This is a genomic window from Bacillus arachidis (assembly GCF_030285945.1).
Classification (GTDB): Bacteria; Bacillota; Bacilli; order Bacillales; family Bacillaceae_G; genus Bacillus_A; species Bacillus_A arachidis.
Map to the genome: position 1 here is coordinate 598,598 of NZ_CP127376.1, position 22,024 is coordinate 620,621.

18 protein-coding genes are annotated in these 22,024 nt (G+C 35.0%); 15 read left to right on the forward strand and 3 right to left on the reverse strand.

The genetic code is table 11. The features are described 5' to 3' along the window. The first annotated feature begins 5 nt into the window (after positions 1–5). From QRY57_RS04725 to QRY57_RS04790, 14 genes are all read left to right on the forward strand, one after another. Positions 6–488, forward strand: coding sequence for a helical membrane plugin domain-containing protein (locus tag QRY57_RS04725; RefSeq protein WP_026593944.1), 483 nt, complete (start codon positions 6–8; stop codon positions 486–488). 154 nt (positions 489–642) lie between these two features. Then, entirely contained in the window at positions 643–2,520 is a 1,878-nt protein-coding gene (locus QRY57_RS04730) for a glycerophosphoryl diester phosphodiesterase membrane domain-containing protein (RefSeq protein WP_286016772.1), read from the forward strand. 418 nt (positions 2,521–2,938) lie between these two features. Continuing rightward, positions 2,939–3,727 carry a DeoR/GlpR family DNA-binding transcription regulator gene (locus QRY57_RS04735; RefSeq protein WP_090692965.1) on the forward strand — a complete coding sequence of 263 codons (789 nt, stop codon included), beginning with the start codon at positions 2,939–2,941 and terminating at the stop codon, positions 3,725–3,727. A 164-nt stretch (positions 3,728–3,891) separates the two neighbouring features. Beyond that, positions 3,892–4,758: a carbohydrate ABC transporter permease gene (locus QRY57_RS04740; protein WP_090692961.1), complete on the forward strand. Its 867-nt coding sequence runs from the start codon at positions 3,892–3,894 to the stop codon at positions 4,756–4,758. A gap of 10 nt (positions 4,759–4,768) precedes the next feature. Then, positions 4,769–5,587, forward strand: a complete 819-nt coding sequence (locus QRY57_RS04745) for a carbohydrate ABC transporter permease (RefSeq protein WP_286016773.1) — start codon at positions 4,769–4,771, stop codon at positions 5,585–5,587. Between the two features lie 24 nt (positions 5,588–5,611). After that, entirely contained in the window at positions 5,612–6,973 is a 1,362-nt protein-coding gene (locus QRY57_RS04750) for an extracellular solute-binding protein (RefSeq protein ID WP_286016774.1), read from the forward strand. Positions 6,974–7,058: 85 nt separating this feature from the next. Next, positions 7,059–8,486, forward strand: a complete 1,428-nt coding sequence (locus tag QRY57_RS04755; protein ID WP_286016775.1) for a CehA/McbA family metallohydrolase — start codon at positions 7,059–7,061, stop codon at positions 8,484–8,486. Further along, a complete protein-coding gene (locus QRY57_RS04760) occupies positions 8,479–9,186 on the forward strand; it encodes an HAD family hydrolase (RefSeq protein ID WP_286016776.1) in 708 nt (235 codons plus the stop codon). Before QRY57_RS04755 ends, QRY57_RS04760 begins: the two co-directional genes overlap by 8 nt. A gap of 68 nt (positions 9,187–9,254) precedes the next feature. Then, the gene (locus QRY57_RS04765) at positions 9,255–10,355 is read left to right on the forward strand and encodes an ABC transporter ATP-binding protein (RefSeq protein ID WP_286016777.1); all 1,101 of its coding nucleotides are present in this window, start codon (positions 9,255–9,257) and stop codon (positions 10,353–10,355) included. Between the two features lie 722 nt (positions 10,356–11,077). After that, complete coding sequence (ald, locus tag QRY57_RS04770; protein WP_026593942.1) at positions 11,078–12,211, forward strand: alanine dehydrogenase; 1,134 nt, start codon at positions 11,078–11,080, stop codon at positions 12,209–12,211. A 103-nt stretch (positions 12,212–12,314) separates the two neighbouring features. Then, a complete protein-coding gene (locus QRY57_RS04775) occupies positions 12,315–13,730 on the forward strand; it encodes an amino acid permease (RefSeq protein ID WP_026593941.1) in 1,416 nt (471 codons plus the stop codon). Between the two features lie 124 nt (positions 13,731–13,854). After that, the gene (locus tag QRY57_RS04780; RefSeq protein WP_286017804.1) at positions 13,855–14,415 is read left to right on the forward strand and encodes a class I SAM-dependent methyltransferase; all 561 of its coding nucleotides are present in this window, start codon (positions 13,855–13,857) and stop codon (positions 14,413–14,415) included. Positions 14,416–14,647: 232 nt separating this feature from the next. After that, positions 14,648–15,025, forward strand: a complete 378-nt coding sequence (locus tag QRY57_RS04785) for an ArsR/SmtB family transcription factor (protein WP_026593939.1) — start codon at positions 14,648–14,650, stop codon at positions 15,023–15,025. A gap of 27 nt (positions 15,026–15,052) precedes the next feature. Further along, positions 15,053–17,413 (forward strand): heavy metal translocating P-type ATPase, encoded by a 2,361-nt coding sequence (locus QRY57_RS04790; RefSeq protein WP_286016778.1) that lies wholly within the window; start codon positions 15,053–15,055, stop codon positions 17,411–17,413. Between the two features lie 29 nt (positions 17,414–17,442). Here the strand turns inward: QRY57_RS04790 and QRY57_RS04795 are convergent, their stop codons facing one another. From QRY57_RS04795 to QRY57_RS04805, 3 genes are all read right to left on the reverse strand, one after another. Then, positions 17,443–18,906 carry a nicotinate phosphoribosyltransferase gene (locus QRY57_RS04795; protein WP_286016779.1) on the reverse strand — a complete coding sequence of 488 codons (1,464 nt, stop codon included), beginning with the start codon at positions 18,904–18,906 and terminating at the stop codon, positions 17,443–17,445. 202 nt (positions 18,907–19,108) lie between these two features. Further along, on the reverse strand, positions 19,109–20,203 hold the full coding sequence (locus QRY57_RS04800; RefSeq protein ID WP_286016780.1) for a DUF1648 domain-containing protein: 1,095 nt from the start codon (positions 20,201–20,203) through the stop codon (positions 19,109–19,111). After that, positions 20,187–20,591, reverse strand: coding sequence for a GntR family transcriptional regulator (locus tag QRY57_RS04805; RefSeq protein ID WP_286016781.1), 405 nt, complete (start codon positions 20,589–20,591; stop codon positions 20,187–20,189). Before QRY57_RS04805 ends, QRY57_RS04800 begins: the two co-directional genes overlap by 17 nt. Positions 20,592–20,751: 160 nt before the next feature. Here QRY57_RS04805 and QRY57_RS04810 point away from each other — a divergent pair, with 160 nt between their 5' ends. Then, the gene (locus QRY57_RS04810) at positions 20,752–22,023 is read left to right on the forward strand and encodes a helix-turn-helix transcriptional regulator (RefSeq protein ID WP_026593935.1); all 1,272 of its coding nucleotides are present in this window, start codon (positions 20,752–20,754) and stop codon (positions 22,021–22,023) included. Position 22,024: the final 1 nt, after the last annotated feature.

Below are 22,024 nucleotides of genomic sequence, written 5' to 3' on the forward strand. Positions count from 1 at the left end.
AGGACGTGGCAAAAGAGATTACATTGATTCAGAAAAAGGTCATTACAGAAGAAGAAAAGAAACAACAGTTATCAGATGAACTGTTAACACAATTAGCGGAGAACCGTGAGGCGGTAGAAGAAACAATGCAGTTGTTATCACAGCTGCAGCAAGCAGGTATATTAGATGCAGCAATCAGTCTGCTGGCCGCGAAAGAAGACGTTTCTAAAATTGCAGTTGAGCAATTAAATCGTGAACCAGTAAAAAATGCATTAAATAATATGATGGGAGCAGGAGAAGCATTATCTTCTGTCGATCCAGAAATAACAAAACAGATTACATCTAGTTTAGTTACAGGGTTACAGTTTGCAACAGAAGAGTTACAAAAAGGTAAGAAAACAAAAGTTATGGACTTCTTTAAAGTGCTAAAAGATCCCGATATTAATAGAGCCATTACTTTTGGGTTTAGTTTTTTAAAAGCGTTTGGACAAGGATTAGAGAAAAAATAAAAGAGAGAAAGAGTGATGGGAAAGTAGCCATCACTCTTTTTTGTGGATGTATAACAGTGTTCATGTTAAGCGGAATATATTATTATAAGAAGATGGATTTTAAATGGAAATATGGAATCCATCTCAAATATAATTTTAGAATGTGGAGGAATTTATGCTACATCGTAAAAGACTATCTATACCAGGGGTCATGAAACATTCCTTTCAAACGGTACAATTTGCTTTTTGGAATGTATTGACGTTTCAACTTGTTTATAAATTATTAGCAGCTATTGTATTTATACCTCTATTCGGTATGATTATTAATAAGTTGTTGTATTGGAGCGGCTATGCAAATGCGACAAATGATGAATTGCTTGCTTTTTTGAAAACTCCATATGGTATCGCAGCTATATTAATTGTATCGTTATTGGCACTTTTTCTCATTTTTACGGAGTTTGCAGTGCTTATTATTATTTCGTATTTTGCACATAAAAGGCAAAAGGTGAAACTGCGTCCAATTTTGTATAAAACGGTAACGTATTTACCATCTCTTTTCACATATTGTTTGCCAGGGTTTATCTTGTATGCCGTTGTATTGTTACCTCTGTTAAATTTGGGATTTAAATCTGCACTAATTCCAGAAATTCAAATTCCAAATTTTATTACAGGTGAATTGTTTAAAACGACAATGGGACAAGTAGGTTACTACACTTTCTTTGCTGTAGTTACATACTTGAATCTTCGGTGGATCTTCGTTTTACCTATCATTGTTTTAGAAGAAAAGCCATTTCGCACAGCCGCACGTAAAAGTGCAAATTTAGTAAAAGAAAGTTTCTTTAAAGTGTTGTTCTTTTTAGCTGTCTTTTTGATTTCAATCGGAATCGTATTTGTTTTATTTACGGGTATATACTTGCTATTTTTATGGAGTGTATATGAATTTACAAACCCAAAAGGAACATTTGCCTTATTAGCAGAATCAACGCTATCGGTATTTTTAACGAGTACATTGTATTTACTTGGCTTTATTGTCACACCGTTTTATATTATGGCATTGACAAGGTTATATTTACAAAAGGTTTCAATTGAAGATGTTTTATTAGAAGAGGGCTTAGATTATTCCAAAACAAAAGCAGATAAATGCTTTTTTAAAAAGCATCGTTTGAAGTTTATCGGTGTATATATTGTTGGGGTTTTCACAGTTGGTATGGTAGTTGCATTCATTGCAACGTTTATTTCGAATTCTTATAAAGATCCAGTGATTATGGCTCATCGTGGATATGGTTCAAAAGGAGTAGAGAATACGAAAGAGGCAGTGCAAGGTGCGATTGATGCAAAGGCAGATTATGCTGAAATTGATGTATTGCAGACAAAAGATGGTGAATTGGCAGTGATACATGATTTGAAATTAAAGCGTCTTGCCAATGCGAATGTACAAGTGTCAGACTTAACGATGGATGAACTACGGAAACTTACTCTTAGTCAAGATGGGTTCACGGGGAAAATTAGTACACTTGATGAGATGATTAAGCTTGCGAAAAACAAAATAAAACTTAATATAGAAGTGAAGCTGCATGGGAATGAGAATGAAAAAGATTTTGTAAAGAAGGTATTAAAAACAATTAAGGATAATGACTTTGAAAAACAATGTGTCATTCAAACATTGCACTATCCGCTCATTAAAGAATTTAAACGTGCAAATCCAGACATAAAAGTAGGATATGTATTATATGCAAGTAGAGCGAATTTAAAATACGTTCAAGCAGACTTTTACGTAGCAGAAGAATATATGCTAAACAAGAGTCTAGTAAAATCAGCCCGCAAATTAAATAAACCGATCTATGTATGGACTGTGAACGATATGGAAAATTTAAGCGAATATTATAAGCTCAATGTAGATGGAATTATTACAGATTACCCTGAAGATGCCCAAGAAACGATTAAGATGATGAAAGAGCAAGAAGAGAATGAAACGGATATGATTGATAAGATTATAGAAACAACAGAAGATTTATTTTCAAAGTTATTTATGAGTTATCCAGCTGCTGGTTAAATACCAGTAGCTTTTTTTGTAAAAGGATACATCTTTAAAATATTACAGGGATTATAAAGTGTAAATGTATGCGGGAGTGTTGATTTAACATTGTTATATTATTATAAATAAACGTGAGAACAGCATTTTTCTTTGAGGTATATAGTGAAAAACAGCAATACGAAAAGCGAAGATTAATAAAACAAAATAGTTAACACATTTTGTAGGAGAGGTTGTTTAATTGAAATTATATAATCTCCCCTTTAGGTGAATTTGTTTGCTAGTTACATTATACTTTAAGTAAATGAGTAAAAATGAACCGAGGAAAGATAATCTTTTAATTTTTCTATAAATGTTGTTATTTTAAAGGTATCACTCTAGTCTTTATAAGGGGCTTGAACTATGTATATTTTGTGGAATACGAAGAGGTGTTAATTAAATGAAATCCTATACACAATTTGAACGAAGAAAGCACATACTGGATGAGCTAGAAAAATACAATCGAGTGACAGTAAATGATTTGGCAAAGGTGTTAAATGTTACGACAGAAACAATACGAAGAGATTTAGATATGATGCATAAGGAAGGTAAGCTTACCAAAATACATGGTGGTGCAATTAAGAAAAAAGATCATACTATAGAATTTTATTTTGATAAACGTCGATCGGAGAATATTGAAGAAAAACGCAAAATTGCAATGGAGGCAAGTAATTTAGTAGAAGATAATGATATTATTGCAATTGAAATTGGCACAACTACGATGCAAATTTTGGATTTTATACATGATAAAAAGAACTTGACGATCCTAACGAACTCGATACCGGCTGTTAATAAAGTTATTGAACTTAAAGAACAGTATGCTTCATTTGATTGTAAGTTAATAGTCTTTGGTGGAATGCTGAATTCTAATTCATTAGCATTGTCTGGAGACATGATGCTAGATTACCTTGATCACTTCACTGTTAATAAATTATTTGCTTCGTGTGATGGAATTTCTTTAGAAAAAGAACTGACATGTTCGTATATTGAAGACGCACAAGTTTTTCAGCAGTTAAAGAAAAATGCAAAGCAAGTTGTGATGATGGTAGATGAGTCAAAGTTTAATTTAACAAAGTTTTATAAAAGCGGAAATTTTGACGATATAGATGCACTATATACAAATGCTAAACTCGATGAAGTATGGCAAAACGTTTTAATAAGTAAAGGGATTGAAGTAATAACAGTATAAAAAGAAAATCTTAAAGTAGACTATTTCTTAGTGACATGAGAAATAGTCTTTTTTGTTAATGTGTTGTTTTGTTTTGTTAATATGTTGTTTTTACAATTTGTTAACATAATAACAACATTGCGTTAATAATGTGCTCGTACAATATGAATTAGGAGGTGACAAGAATGCAAATAAAATTATCAAAAGCTGTGTTCTTTTTATTACCGGTTGGAATACCTCTAATATTGTTTTGGATTATTCCGAATGTAATTAGTCTAGGTATTAGTTTTACAGACTGGGATTTCATGACAAATGATTTTAATTTTGTTGGTTTAGATAACTATTTTAATTTGTTTACACAGGATTCTTTTATACAGGCATTGTTAAATACTCTTTATTTCGGAATTGGGACAGTCGTTCCAACGATTGCATTAGGTTTGGGTTTCGCATTGTTCTTCCGAAAAAAATTCAAAGGTTCTGCAATTTATCAATTATTGATTTTTTCACCTTGGGTAACGCCAACGGTAGCTGTATCCATTGTATGGTCACTTCTATATGAACCTCAATTTGGAGCTATTAATAAGGTGCTAGTCTTTTTCGGGATACCGGGTTTGGATTGGTTGAAGAGTAGTGATACAGCGATGCTGGCGGTCATTATTGTAACAGTATGGAAATTAGTTGGATGGACAATGCTTTTCTATATCGGTGCGCTAGAGAAAGTACCAGATAGCTTGTATGAGGCTGCTAGTATTGATGGAGCAAATTCATGGCAGAAATTTCGTTATGTAACACTACCGATGGTTTCACCGACAACATTCTTCTTAGTTGTTGTCAATATAATTACTTCGGTGCAGGCTTATGATCAAATTAAAATTTTAACACAAGGTGGACCGAGTGGTTCAACGCGAACGTTACTTTATTTATTCTTCCAACAGGCGTTTGAACAGTTCGATATGGGGTCTGCAACGGCAATTGCATTTATTATATTAATCATTACAATTCTACTATCTGTTATGAACAAGATAATAGGTGATAAGTGGGTGAACTATTAAGGTGAATAATATGAAAAAAGCTCCATTAATCATAAAGCATCTCTTTTTAGCTTTATCAAGTATCTTGTTTGTCTTTCCATTCATATGGATGGTACTTGGTTCGTTTAAAACATCCAGTGAAGTCCTGCAAGGAGGTTTTTGGCCTAAGGAGTTCCACTGGGAAAATTATCGTCAAGTATTAGAAATTCTTCCATTTAACACGTATATATTTAATAGTTTTTATACATCCTTCCTTATCACGATATATGTACTTGTTTCGTCTGCACTCTTTGCCTATATGTTGGCATTTTATAAGTTCAAAGGGAAGAACTTGACATTTAGTGTTGTCATGACAACATACATGATTCCCGGAGCTGTATCGTATGTTCCGGTATATGTGATGTTAGGAAAAACGAGCTTACTTAATTCACATTTTGGATACATGATTACTATGGCTGTTAGTGTATTCGGTATTTTCTATTTAAAACAATCATTCCACAAGATTGGTTATGAAACAGTAGAAGCAGCCAAAATTGATGGAGCAAGTGATTGGCGTATTCTTTGGAAGATTATTTTTCCAATGACGCGATCATCATTTGTAACACTAGGTTTAGTTACATTTATTGGAAATTATAATAATTATATTTGGCCATCTCTTATATTGAATGATGGCAACAAAAAATTAATCACTAACGGAATTGCTGATTATTTCATTAATACTTCTTTAGGTCGAGATTGGTCGCACATTATGGTTGCAAGTACAATCGCGACAGTGCCACTCTTAATCGTATTTTTAGTTTTACAAAAATGGTTCCTCTCAGGCGTTACTGATTCAGGAATAAAAGGTTAACTAATTATAAAGGAGACATTTGGGATGAGGAAATTATTCACGCTTCTAGCAATTGTATCATTGTTTGTTACTGCACTTGCGGGTTGTTCAGATGGAAAAGGGAGTACTGTTAAAGCAAGTAAAGAAGGAGAAAAGATTGTTGTCCCATTTATTAATGGAGTAGGCGGTTCCCTTGCAGACAAAGTAGACAAGATTGTGGAGGAATACAATAAAAGCCAAAATAAATATGTAGTGAAAACGACGAAAGCTGGTAACTACGATGAGTCTTATCAAAAGCTTCAAAGTGGATTTGCAGCAAATAATCAAGAAGCAATCGCGTTGTTAGGTTCAGACGTCATTCAAGAATATGTTAAGAAAAAGCTAATTGTACCTTTAGATGAATATACTAAAAACGATACTAGTTTCAAAAAAGAAGATTACGGAAAAGGGTTTATGGATCAGGCAACAATTGACGAGAAATTATATGGAATTCCTTTTTACGGTACAACGCAAGTTTTTTATTACAACAAAAAAGCGTTAGCGGAAAATGGATTTACACCTGAAGATTTAAAAACGTGGGAAGGTGTAGAAAAAGTAGCGGAAAAAGCAGCAAAACGTGACGCAAGTGGTAATGTCACATACGCAGGTTGGATGCCAATGTGGGGTACGTCAAACTTAATTGACGTGGTTCGCAGTGCTGGCGGAAATGTATTGAGTGAAGATGGAACAAAAGTATTAATTAATGATGAAACTTGGGTTACAGTTTGGGGAAAATTCCGTACGTGGATTCATGAAGATAAAATTATGAATATTCATTCAGGTGGAACTGGATGGGAATATTGGGATAAGACAATCATTGATTTAGTTGAGGGTCGAACGTTAGGATTTACAGGCTCATCTGGTGACCAAGGATTTGTTTTTAAATCGTTAGGTAAAGGAATGACTGAGGAAGAACGCCTTAACACATTTGGAGCATTACCACAACCAGCTTGGGGTAATAATAAACCAGCACCAAAATTAGAAACGTATTTACTCACATTAACGAGAAATATTGATCCTGAAGTAGCAAAAGGTGCATATGACTTTATGAAATTTGCGACAAGCACTGAGAAAACGGCTGAATGGTCAATGGCAACTGGCTATATCCCTGTTCGTAACAATGTAACAGATTATGGTCCTTATGCTGAATTTGTTAAAAAGCAACCACAAGCATTAGTTCCGTTAGAGCAAGCGAATAAATATGGAGTTGCACCATTTACGGATCCAACAGGTGGTAAAATCAATGACGCGTTAAATGTAGCAAAGGATAAAGTAGAAATTGAAGGGGTCTCTGCTAAAAAAGCGCTAGATGAAGCAGCTAAAATTGCACAAGAAGAATTAGATAAAGTGTTGAAAAAGAAGAAATAATGTTATTAGAAATATGAGGTGCTTTTGAACGCCAAAAGTACCTCTATGATTCTATCATTAAAATATGAAAAAAGGTGTGGGAATCATGATTGAAATGAAAGGTACCTTGACGCTTTCTCCATTTGTGAAAAATAAACATTCTTTTCTAATGGATTCAATTGATATTTTCAATTTTACATTAACGATCGATCAAGGAGTCAGTCGGAAAATCCCTCTCTTACTAATTTTGAGAGACTCTAAAGGGTGTGTGCGTATACAGTATCAAACGCCAATTGTTGACGAAAAACTAGTTGTTGCAACAAATTCAAAGTTTTGTTCAACTGGTTGCGTTGGCGGAGAAATACCGGCTGGTAATTGGGAAGTAGAAGTCGTATATATTCCGCATTGTGCAAATAAAGCAGTAAAGTTTGCCGGAAGAAACGTTGACTATACAGTAAATATAACAGTGAATGACGAGGTAGACCGAGAATATAACAGAGAATATTTTTGCGAAGATAATGTCTTTATTTCCGAAACCGATTTTGAAAAAGTAGTGAATGAAGAGCATCGCTGGTACAAAGGAGATTTTCATGTTCATACAGACTTAACAGATGGCGAGATAGATGACGAATTGGGAATGAGCGTATGTGAAAAACAAGAGTTGGACTTTTTATATGCGACGGAACACAATATTATCATGCCATCTTATCAAAAAGGAAGCACATTAATTATACCATCTATGGAACTTACAACTCCTTATGGTCATTACAACCTGTTCGGTATGAGGGAATATGTCAATTTTACAGAGTGTCTTGATGAATCGTTTCACGCTTCAAGCATGAATGAACTATTTTCAAGTATGAAAGAAAAAGGCTATTTAGTAAGCGTGAATCATCCATTTATGAAGCCTTGGGCGAACCAAATTGATATTAATCTAGAAAATGTTCATACAATGGAAATTATGTGTGATCCGACTTATAAAAAAAGCAAATCATCTACTTTAGAAGCTTTAAAGTTCTTCGATCAAATGTGGTTAAGTGGTCTTAAAATCTGGGGGATAGGAGGAAGTGATTCTCATTTACACCCATCTAAAACGTTCCCAGGATCTAAAGACCCATCGATTTACGGTGACCCAGGAACGTATGTATTATGTAATGGTTTATCAATTAAAAATTTAAAGGATGCTATCTCAAAAGGCAGAATTTATTTTTCACGATTTAGAAAATTAGAGATAGCTATTCAAAATGAAGGTAAAACCATTTATGTCGGCGGTGAAGCTCAAGGGAATATTCGTTACAACATTCATACAGATAAACCGTGCGAGTGGAGAATGATTGTGAATGGCCAAATCATCGAAAAAGAATTTGGTAATCAAGTGTCCTTTGATTTTTCTTTACATGAAGGAGCATATGCTAGAGTTGAAGGTTGGGAAGATGATGAATTAGTAGCGTTTATAAATCCTATTCATAATAACGTTAAGCTTCAGGGGATTAAAACATGGTATGAAGCCTTAGGAGGATCAGAAGATGAATAAAGGAATTATTTTTGATAAAGATGGAACACTAATACAGCTAGACTCTGTCTGGTACACAATTGTTCATCGTGTGCTAGATGATATATTTCAAATGTATCCAAATGAAAAAAGTAAACGAGATGACTATCTAAAGATTATTGGTATGAGTGATAACGATTTTGAGAGTACAAGTTTACTAGCTTGTCGCACAAATTACTTTATTGCGGCTGCATGGTTTTCGTTATTAGAAAATCAAAATGTGAGTAAAGAGAACTTTATTCATGATGTATGTGCATTATTTAAAAAGCACTCTACAGCAGATGATCTCGTATTTACAGAAGTGGAAGGTGCAAAGGAAACATTAAAATATTTAAAAGATCATGAATATGTAATTGGAGTTGTTACAGCGGATGACTCTGATGCAGCTATTCATTCACTTAAAATGACAGGATTATATGATTATGTGGATTTTTTAGGTGCAGATGATGGTGTCAATAAAACAAAACCTGAAAGTGATTTTTATCATATATTCAAAGAAAAATTTTCACTAGCTGAAGAAGATGTGTTCATGGTAGGTGATACACTAACAGATGTTAGATTTGCAAGGAATAGCAACATTAAAGTAGTGGGCGTCTTGTCAGGTGCGAGCAGGAAGGAAGATTTAGAAGGAGAAGCGGATTATATTTTAGATAGCATGAAGGATATTTCCAAAATTTTATAAAACAACGGTGTGATCAATATTGTCGATAACAGTATCTTTCAAAATAGCTAAAATTATAGGAGGCAATTATGGCTCAGCTATCATTCCAAAATATTTATAAAAAATATGATCATGATATGACAATCGTAAAAGATTTTAATTTAGAAGTGAATGATGGAGAATTTATCGTTTTGGTTGGACCTTCAGGATGTGGAAAGTCCACGACATTGCGTATGATTGCAGGACTTGAGGAGATTTCAGAGGGAGACTTTTATATTGATGGAAAGCGTGTGAATGATATTACACCGAAAGAGCGAGATATAGCAATGGTTTTTCAAAACTATGCCCTTTATCCACATATGAGCGTTTATGATAATATGGCGTTCGGTTTAAAACTGCGAAAATATAGTAAAACGGAGATTGATCAACGTGTGAAACATGCAGCGCAAATTCTTGGACTTGAGAAATATTTAGACCGAAAACCAAAAGCACTTTCAGGTGGACAGCGTCAGCGTGTTGCATTAGGCCGAGCGATTGTTCGGAATGCAAAAGTGTTCTTAATGGACGAGCCATTGTCCAACCTAGATGCAAAGCTACGCGTTCAAATGCGTGCCGAGATTACAAAATTACATCAACAGCTGCAAACAACAACTGTGTATGTTACGCATGACCAAATAGAAGCGATGACGATGGCAACACGCTTAGTTGTGCTAAAGGACGGTATTATCCAACAAGTTGGTACACCGAAAGAAGTCTATGACAAACCGGGGAATGTCTTTGTCGGAGGATTTATTGGTTCTCCTGGAATGAACTTTTTCAAAGGAAAGATAAAAGAAAACGCTGTTGTGATTGATAAATGGAAAATTGAAATTCCAAAAGAAAAGATGAGAATTTTGCAAAATAAAGGGTATACGAATAAAGAGATTATCATAGGGATACGTCCAGAAGACTTTTATTATGGAAAAGCTCTTTTAGACTTACCTCATCATACAAAGATAACAGTAACGATTGATGTGTCAGAATTAATGGGATCAGAAACATATCTGTATGCCAACATCAATGACCAATCTTTTGTTGCACGTATTGACTCCTCAGTTGATGTGCATAGTCAATCGAAGGTGGATCTAGCTTTGAATATGGAAAAAGTTCATTATTTTGATTCTGAAACTGAAAAACGGATTGTTTTATAGATTATTCAATTATTAAGTCTCAACACTTTGACGGAATAAATTTCATTGGGCTTATCCAAAACAAGGATAAGCCTTTGTTGTTGATCAACAACATGTTTGTTTTATATACATACAAGTTGAAAAACTGACATACAAAATTTTTCTTTTTAGATGGACGAGAGAATATCCAGCCATGCATAGTAGCTAGCGACTTATATGTTGAACAGTCAAAATGAATTTATCCCGCTATTCGCGAGCAGTAATACTTCCACCTCAAGAGTCAGCGAAAAGCGAAGAGGATAGGTGGGAAGAAATTGCCTGTAAAAACCCGATTGGTGAGGTTTTTCTATTAGTGGAGGATGAAGAAAACCTCCACTGATGGAAGTTTCACTTTCCATAAAAAGAATATACTTCTAAAATGTTACAGGGAACTCGAAGTGCATATGTATGCGATTTGTGTTGGATTTTTACATTGTTATATTATTGTCAAATAATAAAAGGTTAACGCTGAATTACAAAGGTTATAATAAAAAGAGAGTAATAGATAAACGGAATAGGAGAAAACCCCTTAAAAATAAAGTTCTTTATATTTACACTATTCGAAATATAAAAACTTTTAAAATCTGATATGTTAGCGTTTTCATAACTTTGAAGTTATGTTAGAATAAGGACATAAGTTATTAATTATTAAAAAAAGAAAAAAGAATTCCTTTTTTCTGTTAATTATAAGGGGGCATTTCATTATGCGTATTGGGGTACCAACAGAAATTAAAAACAACGAAAACCGTGTGGCAATGACACCAGCTGGTGTTGTGCATTTAGTTCGAAACAACCACGAAGTATTCATTCAAAAGGGTGCAGGTTTAGGATCTGGTTTCACAGATGCTGAGTACATTGAAGCAGGTGCAAAGATCGTTGACACAGCTGAAGAAGCTTGGAACATGGATATGGTAATGAAAGTTAAGGAACCAATTGAAAGCGAATACAAACACTTCAGCGAGGGTTTAATCTTATTCACATATTTACACCTAGCTCCAGAACCAGAATTAACAAAAGCTTTAATTGAAAAGAAAGTTGTAGCTATCGCTTACGAAACAGTACAATTAGACAACCGTTCTTTACCATTACTTGCACCTATGAGTGAAGTAGCTGGTCGTATGTCTGCACAAATTGGTGCACAATTCCTTGAGAAAAACAAAGGCGGTAAAGGTATCCTACTAGCAGGTGTTCCAGGGGTAAAACGTGGTAAAGTAACAATTATCGGTGGTGGACAAGCTGGTACAAATGCTGCTAAAATTGCAGTTGGACTAGGTGCGGATGTAACAATCATCGACTTAAGTGCAGAACGTCTTCGTCAATTAGATGACATTTTCGGTAACCAAGTGAAAACTTTAATGTCTAACCCATACAATATTGCAGAAGCTGTAAAAGAATCTGATCTTGTAATCGGTGCGGTATTAATTCCAGGTGCAAAAGCGCCAAAACTTGTAACAGAAGAAATGATTAAATCAATGGAACCAGGTTCTGTTGTAGTAGATATCGCAATTGACCAAGGTGGTATTTTCGAAACAACTGACCGCATTACAACTCATGATAACCCAACTTATGAAAAACATGGCGTTGTTCATTATGCAGTTGCAAACATGCCAGGTGCGGTTCCACGTACATCAACTCTTGCATTAACAAACGTAACAGTACCATACGCAGTACAAATTGCAAACAAAGGTTACAAAGAAGCTTGCTTAAGTAACTCTGCACTATTAAAAGGTATTAACACTTTAAATGGCTACGTAACATTCGAAGCAGTTGCAGAAGCTCACGGTGTAGAATACAAAGGTGCGAAAGAATTATTAGAAGTAGAAACTGTATCTTGCTAATTGAAGCATAATACAAAAAAACAATCGAACAATATTTAATACAACATGATAAGAGCTAAGAGAGAAACCTCTTAGCTCTTCTTAGTAAAAGGGGGCATACATCGTGGCCAACCTATTTAAAAAGAAATCCGTTACGCAATTGTTAGGGGAAAGTAAAAGTAAGACTTTGTCTAAAACTTTAGGGGCATTCGACCTAACAATGCTAGGGATTGGTGCGATAATCGGTACAGGAGTTCTTGTATTAACTGGATTAGTAGCAGCGAGAGATGCTGGTCCAGCAGTTATTTTTTCATTTATGATTGCAGCAATTGTTTGTGGGTTTGCAGCATTATGTTATGCAGAAGTTGCATCTACGCTTCCGGTATCAGGTAGTGTGTATACCTATTCATATGCAACAATCGGTGAGTTTGTAGCTCATTTAATGGGATGGACATTATTGTCAGTATATGTTTTAACAACAGCGGCCGTAGCTGGTGGATGGACAGGTTACTTCAATAACTTAGTAAGTGGATTGGGAATTGAAATTCCGAAAGCCTTGTTAACGATTCCATCGCAAGGTGGTATGGTGAACTTACCAGCAGTTATTGTTACATTGGTGATAACTTGGCTATTATCACGAGGTACGAAAGAAAGTAAGCGTGTGAATAATATAATGGTATTAATTAAAATTGGTATTGTTGTTTTATTCATCGCAGTCGGTGTATTTTACGTGAAACCAGAAAACTGGGTACCATTTGCACCGTACGGTTTAAGTGGAGTTTTCGCGGGGGGAGCAGCAGTATTCTTTGCTTTCTTAGGATTTGATGCATTAGCAACTTCAGCAGAAGAAGTAAAAAATCCACAGCGTGACCTTCCAATTGGTATCATTGCTTCGTTAGTTATTTGTACGATCATTTATGTTGCAGTTTGTCTTGTTATGACTGGTATGGTTTCTTATAAAGAATTAGATGTACCAGAAGCGATGGCTTATGTACTGGAAGTTGTAGGGCAAGATAAAGTGGCTGGTGTAATTGCTATTGGAGCTGTAATTGGTATTATGGCTGTAATTTTTGCATACATCTACGCAACAACACGTGTATTCTTCGCTATGAGCCGTGACGGTTTATTGCCAGAATCTTTCGCGAAAATTAACAAGAAGACAGAAGCGCCAACATTTTCAGTTTGGTTAACAGGAATCGGAAGTGCTTTAATTGCTGGATTTATCGATTTAAAAGAATTGTCGAATTTAGCGAATATTGGAGCGTTATTAACATTTGCGATGGTTGGTGTATCAGTAATCCTTCTTCGTAAAACACATCCGAAATTACAGCGTGGATTTATGGTGCCACTTGTGCCAACTTTACCGATCATTTCAATCGTGTGCTGTCTATTCTTAATGGTAAACTTACCATTAACGACATGGATATACTTCGGTGCTTGGTTAGCAATTGGAGTAGTCGTATACTTTGTTTATTCGAAAAAACACAGTCATTTAAAAGAAGATGAAAGTTCGCAAGATAGCTTAGAAAAAGCTAATTAAGGGGATATAAAACATGTAAGCCTTGTGCGTCTAGGGAGCGCGCAAGGCTTTTTCTTTTGGCCAAAGGAGGAGAAAATAGCATCTTATGGAATTTGTATGTTGAAATATTCAAAGGGGTGAAATGATGGTTGTAAAAGAAGAATTAAAAATCGTTGTGGGTGCAGGGGAATTTAACAATAACCCGGGTTGGTTACATACAAATGAAGAAGAATTAAATTTATTAAAAAGAGAAGATTGGATAAAAAAGTTTGATCCTAGCTCTTTAGCAGTAATTTTAGCAGAGCATGTATGGGAACATTTATCATATGAAGAAGGCATAGAAGCAGCGAAAGTATGCTATGAATTTTTGAAGCCGGGTGGCTATATTCGATGTGCGGTTCCGGATCGCTTTTTCCCAGATGAAGAATACCAAGAAGGGGTAAAAGTTGGAGGACCTGGACCGTTAGATCATCCAGCAGCGAGCCATAAAATTGTTCATAATTACAAAACGATGACATCTATGTTTGAGAGTGCGGGGTTTCAGGTGAAACTTTTGGAGTATTGTGATGAAGATGGAGAGTTTCATTATAATGATTGGGATGAGAAGGAAGGGTTTATTTATCGTTCTAAGCGTTTTGATTATAGAAATCAGGACGGAAAGTTAAGGTTTGTTTCTTTAATTGTTGATGCAGTGAAGAGTGAATAGATAAGAATAAAGAGGATGTGCTAAAGGGATACAGTTTTAGCAACATCCTCTTTTGTATGAAGCATATAAAGTGTGAGGAGAATATGTTATATATGCTTTCGTTTAAATGTGAACAAAATGTTCGAAAAAATGATTGTGGATTTTATTGACACATATGAATGGACGCTCATATAATAAAGGTATAAGATATATGAATGGTTGTTCATATGTTTAGATAAAGAGGTGAGCTATAATGGCTGAAAATAAAGTGGAAACATGCCAAGAGGCGTGTTCTCAAACGATTATCCATGAAGACGTTGTGGATCAAGTGAAACAAACAATTCCGAATGATGAAAGCTTAAGTAAAGTAGCGGAGTTATTTAAAGTGTTAGGCGACCGTACACGTACGAGAATTTTACACGCATTATTTGAAGCAGAAATGTGCGTGTGTGATTTAGCATATTTACTTGGAATGACACAGTCGTCTATTTCACATCAGCTTCGTGTATTAAAACAAGCAAAGCTTGTGAAAAACCGTAAAGAGGGAAAAGTGGTTTATTATTCATTGGCGGACCATCACGTAATCGGTATCTTTGAGCAAGCATTTGAACACGTAAATGAAGAAGAATAGAAAATAAAAGCACAAGGAGGGAGAAAGATGGCAGAACCACTAGTGAAACGAAAACTTGTGTTAGAAGGACTGGATTGTGCGAACTGTGCGATGAAAATCGAAAAAGACGTTGGGGGATTAGATGGTGTCTTATCTTGTTCCGTGAACTTCGCAACTAAGACAATGATGTTAGAAACAGAACAAAATAACGAAAAACATGTTATTACTGAGGCGATGCAACTTGTTACGAAATTAGAGCCTCATATTAAAGTACAGGAAGAACAACAATCAAAAGTTGCGAAAGAAGTATTTGTATTAGAAGGATTAGATTGTGCGAATTGTGCGATGAAAATTGAAACAAAGGTAAAGGAAATGCCTTCTGTTTCAAATGCTACAGTGGACTTTGTATCGAAGAAATTAAAAATAGAAGTTGCAAATAAAAAAGAACTTGAAATGACAGTACAAGATATCAAAATGATTGTTCATAAGTTAGAACCAGATGTAAAAGTTGTTCGCGAAGAGAAGGAAAGCCATAATCATAGCCACGACCATGGTGAAGGAAATGTGAAGAAAATGATTTGGCGTTTAGCAATTGGTGGCGTTTTAACAGGGGTAGCTGCACTAGCGGGATTACCACAAATGATGACAATTCCACTTTTTGTTATTGCGTACCTACTAATTGGTGGAGATATCGTTTGGCGAGCTGTAAGAAATATAACGCGCGGCCAAGTATTTGATGAAAACTTTTTAATGGCGATTGCCACACTTGGAGCTTTTGCGATTGGGCAGTATCCAGAAGCAGTTTCTGTTATGCTCTTTTACCAAGTAGGTGAATTATTCCAAAGTATCGCTGTAAATCGTTCTCGAAAATCAATTACTTCATTAATGGATATTCGTCCTGATTATGCAAACGTGAAAGTTGGAAACGAAACAAAACAAATTTCACCAGAAGATGTTAAAATCGGTGACTACATTATTGTAAAACCAGGTGAGAAAGTACCGTTAGATGGAAAAGTAGTTGAAGGAGCATCGATGGTAGATACTTCAGCGTTAACAGGCGAATCTGTACCGCGTGAAGTAGAGGTTGGTAATGATGTATTAAGTGGTTTCGTGAATCAAAATGGTGTATTGACAATTGAGGTAACGAAAGAGTTTGGTGAATCTACAGTATCTAAAATTTTAGACTTAGTGCAAAATGCAAGTAGTCGAAAAGCACCAACAGAAAACTTTATTACGAAATTTGCTCGTTACTATACGCCAGCTGTCGTAATTACAGCTGCAGTACTAGCGTTTGTTCCACCTCTCATTTTAGAAGGTGCTACATTCTCAGATTGGATTTATCGAGCTTTAGTATTCCTTGTTATTTCTTGTCCTTGTGCGTTAGTAGTGTCCATTCCACTTGGATTCTTTGGCGGTATTGGTGGAGCATCTAAAAACGGGATTTTAATCAAAGGTAGTAACTATTTAGAAGCGCTAAATGATGTGAAACATATCGTCTTTGATAAGACAGGAACATTAACAAAAGGTGTTTTCAAAGTAACGAAGATGGAGCCAAGTGGAACAACTACAAAAGAAGAGCTTCTTGAGTATGCGGCATTTGCAGAAGTGTACTCAAATCATCCAATTGCGCAATCTATTCGGAGTAGCTATGGAAAATCAATTAATGAAAATATGATTGAAGATTATAGTGAAATCTCTGGTCATGGTACAGTTGTAAAAGTGCAAGGTAAAGAAATTTTTGCAGGTAATGCAAAATTAATGAAAAAAGAAAGCATTACATTTGAGCAGCCACAAACTGTAGGTACTCTTGTTCACGTTGCTGTAGATGGTGCATATGCAGGGTATATTGTCATTTCGGATGAAGTGAAAGAGGACTCAAAACAAGCGATTCAAAAATTAAAAGAGCTTGGGATTAAGAAAACAGTCATGTTAACAGGTGATGCAAGGTTAGTTGGAGAAGCGGTTGGTAAAGAGCTTGGTTTAGATGAAGTTCATGCCGAATTATTGCCACAGCAAAAAGTAGAAGAAATTGAAAAAATTGATGGAGCAAAACAAGCAAAAGAAAAAGTTGCGTTCGTTGGCGATGGTATTAATGATACACCAGTATTAGCAAGGGCAGACGTCGGAATTGCGATGGGTGGATTAGGATCTGATGCAGCGATTGAAGCAGCGGATATTGTAATCATGACAGATGAACCTTCTAAAATCGCAACGGCTGTCAAAATTGCCAAACGTACACGCAATATTGTATGGCAAAATATTATCTTTGCACTTGGTGTAAAAGGGCTTGTCCTATTACTTGGTGCATTCGGAATTGCAACAATGTGGGAAGCGGTTTTCTCAGACGTGGGTGTTACATTACTTGCTGTATTGAATGCGATGCGTGTGCTTAGAGTGAAAGATTTGTAAAATAAAAAGAGAAGCGAAGGCTTCTCTTTTTATTTTTGTATATTTTTTGCAACTTGATCTCGTACTGTTTGAATATAATTCATTTTATGATCCCAGCACTCTTGACTTAAATCTACAGGATATTCTTCGGGATTTAGCGTTCTCATATATTCTTCCCAGAATAGTGCTAAGCTGCTTTTAGTGTATTTTTGAATGTCTAATATATTTGGTAATTCGTATGTTCTTCTACCATTTGTGAAAATGGCATGATGAAGCTCGCGTGCTTCAAAGTTTGTCACGAATTTACTAATATACGTATGAACAGGATGGAACATTTTTAAACGCTCTTCCTGTTGAGGTTCTTCGGATTCTAAAGCGATATAATCACCTTCTGCATGATTGTTCACGCGATTAATGATTCGATAAATTCGTTTTAATCCTGGTGTTGTGATCTTTTCAGGGTTAGAAGAGATTTTAATTGTGTCATTTAATATGCCATTTGCATCTTCAATCGCAACTAATTTATAGACAGCGCCTAATGCAGGTTGTTCAAATGATGTAATCAGTTTTGTTCCGACGCCCCATACATCAATTTTTGCTCCCTGTGATTTTAAATGCATAATTGTATATTCATCTAAGTCACTAGAAGCAATAATTTTTGTATTTGTAAACCCAGCTGCATCAAGTAGTTTTCGTGCTTCTTTTGATAAATAAGCCATATCGCCACTATCGAGACGAATGCCATAAAAATCAATGTGGTCACCGAATTCCTTAGCAACGCGAATCGCATTTGGTACACCAGATTTTAACGTATCATATGTATCAACGAGAAAAACACATTTTTGGTGCGTTTCAGCGTACTTTTTAAATGCAACATATTCATCACGATACGCTTGGACAAAGGAATGAGCATGCGTACCAGCAACTGGAATACCAAAGCGTTTTCCAGCACGGACATTGCTTGTAGAAGAAAATCCACCGATAAAGGCCGCTCGTGTACCCCAAAGGGCAGCGTCAAATTCGTGAGCGCGGCGGGTACCAAACTCTAAGAGTTCATCATTGTCCGCTGCATGTTTCATGCGAGCTGCTTTTGTAGCGATTAATGTTTGGTAATTCACAATATTTAACAAGGCGGTCTCAATAATTTGAGCTTCACCAAGAGGTGCGTCAACACGCAATAATGGTTCGTTATTAAAAACAACTTCTCCTTCTTGCATGCCACGAATTGTCCCAGTAAATTTCATGTTTTGTAAATAATGTAGGAACTCTTCTTCAAATTGTAGTTCTTTTAAATAAGCGATGTCACTTTCGGTAAAACGAAAAGTCTCTATGTATTCTATAATTTTTTCAAGACCAGCAAAAATGGCGTAACCATTTTTAAATGGGAGCTTTCGGAAATATAAATCAAAAACAGCACGGCGATTATGAATCTTGTCTTTCCAATATGTATAAGCCATGTTGATTTGATATAAATCTGTGTGTAAGGCGTAACTATCATCTTTATAATGATTCATTGTGAAAACACCTCCGTAATTTGGTTATATTATATCGTTTATTTGTAGTTTATCCCGCATTAACCGGCAGTAATACTTTCACCTCAAAATTCAACGAAAGCATTGTCCGGCTAATAATCAGAGGAGAATGAAGCCCCCACTGATTAAAGTTTCACTTTATGCCAAAGCAGCTACTTCAATAAAGAGTAGATTTTACCCGGGATTATGCAGTTAATAGAACAATTCCCAAAATGAGCACGAGAGGACCGAATAAAATCCCCCATGCTATGGGGCGAGCGAAATTGAAAGTCCATCCAAGTCCAAAGCGCTTTTCTAACATGAGTGTAGGATCATTTCGATTGTAATAAAATTGTCCCAGTTTCCAAAAATGATCATCATCTTGTTGAATAGAAAAATTTTCATTGCTTGATAAAGTACCTTGATTTATTGGTTTTCGTGCAATAATGATTGCCCAAGTAATTGTTATTGTAGTTATGATAATGGTGCTAATGATTAATTTAAGAGGTGAAAATGGAACGATATAAGAAATTTGGAACAAAGTGAATAGAAATACAGACAGCAAGGAAGATCCAATCATAAATAATGACCACTTTCTGCGGGATTGAATGCTAGAAATTTTAGATGCATCTGCATTTTGAACATTGAGTTGTTGCTTAGCGCGTTTTAATAGTATATTGATACCCATAAAAAGCAGAATTGTTACGAATTGAATAAGTGGAAAAACAGAGAAAAGCCCGATTGTTTTTTCACTATAGGTTGTTATAGTGCCATCCCAATTGAATTTCGTTGGAATTTGATTTGGCAATTCAGGATAGAACGAGATAGTAATAAGAATTGTTATAAAACATATGAATGCATGAATGGAAAATAATCCGTTAGAATAGGTTAATTTTTCATTTCGAAAAGATGTATCAATTACAATAGGTTGCTTTTTTTCAATAGCCCAATTCATATTATTTCGGAGGACTTTCATTTTTTTATGACAATGTAAATAAATAAAAAAATCGGCAATTAGAAATCCGATAATACAAATAATAAGGCCTGTTGCTTGTGCTGCTTCATTTGAAAAATATACTGAAATACTGATGAAAAAGATTGTAAATAACAAGCTGAAAAGCAAGTGGGTGTTCCGAAATTTTTTACGCAAGAGGACAATTTCATCTAAGCTATATGCGTTTTCGGGGATTCGGATACCAAAACTATATATATTTGGAGTCATTTGTGGCGTAAAAGTAATAATGAGGAAAAATGGTGCTAGTATCGCTACAAATAGAATGATATTAATCCATATGTCCATGTTTTGTTTCCTCCCATTCAAAATGATTCGCTAAAGATTGTACAAATTGCAAGAGTGCTTTTTTTGAAATACCACGACATTTTGCTTCTGCTATAAATGGTTGTAGAGTCAGTTCACTCCTCTCAAAAAATGCGGAGTTATCATGTAATTGTGTTGTATTTACAGTAGCTCCTTTTTGTCGATGAATTTGAATAAATCCTTTTTGTTTTAGCAGTTGATACGCTTTATTAACAGTGAGCATATTTACACCTAAATCAGAAGCAAGTAATCGAACAGAAGGCAAAGTTTCGCCTTCTTTTAGTTCTTCTTTGGCAATTCCTTCGATAATTTGATGAACGAGTTGTTCGTATATTGGAATATCAGACTGTATGTTAATCGTTATAAACATGTTGCACCTCCTTTGTCGCTATAACTGTTATACATATAATATAACAGTTATAGCGACAAAAGGTGAAAAATGTTTAGAAAATTTACATTTATCAATTTATATTTTTGGCATTTTTATGTATTATTAAAGTAGTGGGGGTAAATGAGAATGGAGGAGGACAATGCAACAAACATTAGAGAAAATCGGGAAACAAGTTTTTTATAAGCGACTGCAGCAAAAAATGACACAAGAAGAATTATGTCAGGGCATTTGTTCCGTCTCATATTTAAGTAAGATTGAAAATGGAAAGATAGAAGCATCGGAAGAAATCTTGCAGCTGCTCTGCGCGAGGTTAGAGATTGCTGTGTCGGATTTGAGAGATGTAGAAGAAGAAGTGAAAGAGAAGTTAGATGATTGGTTAAACGCGTTAGTTCATTTGGACAAAGGGCAAGTTGAACGCATATATAATGAGTTACAAGGTGAAATGAAGCATGTTTTAGATTTTGAAATCATAAACTATTATAAATTACTCTATACTCGTTATTTAATTATGAAAAGAGATCTTCCTGCGCTTGAAGAAGAACTAGAGAAGTTGAGAAAAATGTATAAGAAGTATTCTCCGTTTCAAAAAATGTTATATACGTATAGTAGAGGGATATTATATTGTTTGCAATATAAGTGGAAAGATGGCCTCGATTATTTACTAGAGACAGAAGTGATGGCTAAAGAACAAGGGTATTATGAAACTGGGATTTATTATAATATTGCTCTTACATATACTCATTTAGAAATTCATCATCTTGCACTGCATTTTGCTAATGTTGCATTAGAGGGATTTCGAGGTGAATACAAGTTTAGGAATGTGATTAACTGTCAAATTCTTATTGCACTAAGTTATGCGGAAAAAGGTCAATATAAAGAGGCTTTGGAAATGTACGAAAGTATATTGAGAGAAGCATCATCTTTTGCAGACGAAGATGTACTTATAGCTATTACTTTAAGTAATATTGGAAATATATACTATAAAAAAAGACAGTATCAGCGAGCGAAAGAATGCTATTTAAAAAGTTTGCAATTTCAGAATCAAATAGATTTAAATTATATAGATACATTATATGAAATGGCATTACAATGCATTAAACTAGAGCAGCTAGAAGAAGCGAAAGAATGGATTGATAAGGGAGTTATTGCTGCTAAGCAGGAAGAAAGGTTTAATACAAAATTATATCTACTTCTCATGCTTCGGTATAAATATTTTGAAGACGCAAAAGCCTATAAATCATTTTTGGAAGCAGAAGCTATTCCTTTTTATAAGTCGGCAGGAAATAAAATTGAATTAAAGAAAGTATATATAGAGCTTGCGGAATATTTCGCTCGGTTACTACATTTTGAAGAAAGTAATCGATATTATAAGTTAGTTATTGAAGTGTTAGAAGATCATAAGGAGGGTTAAA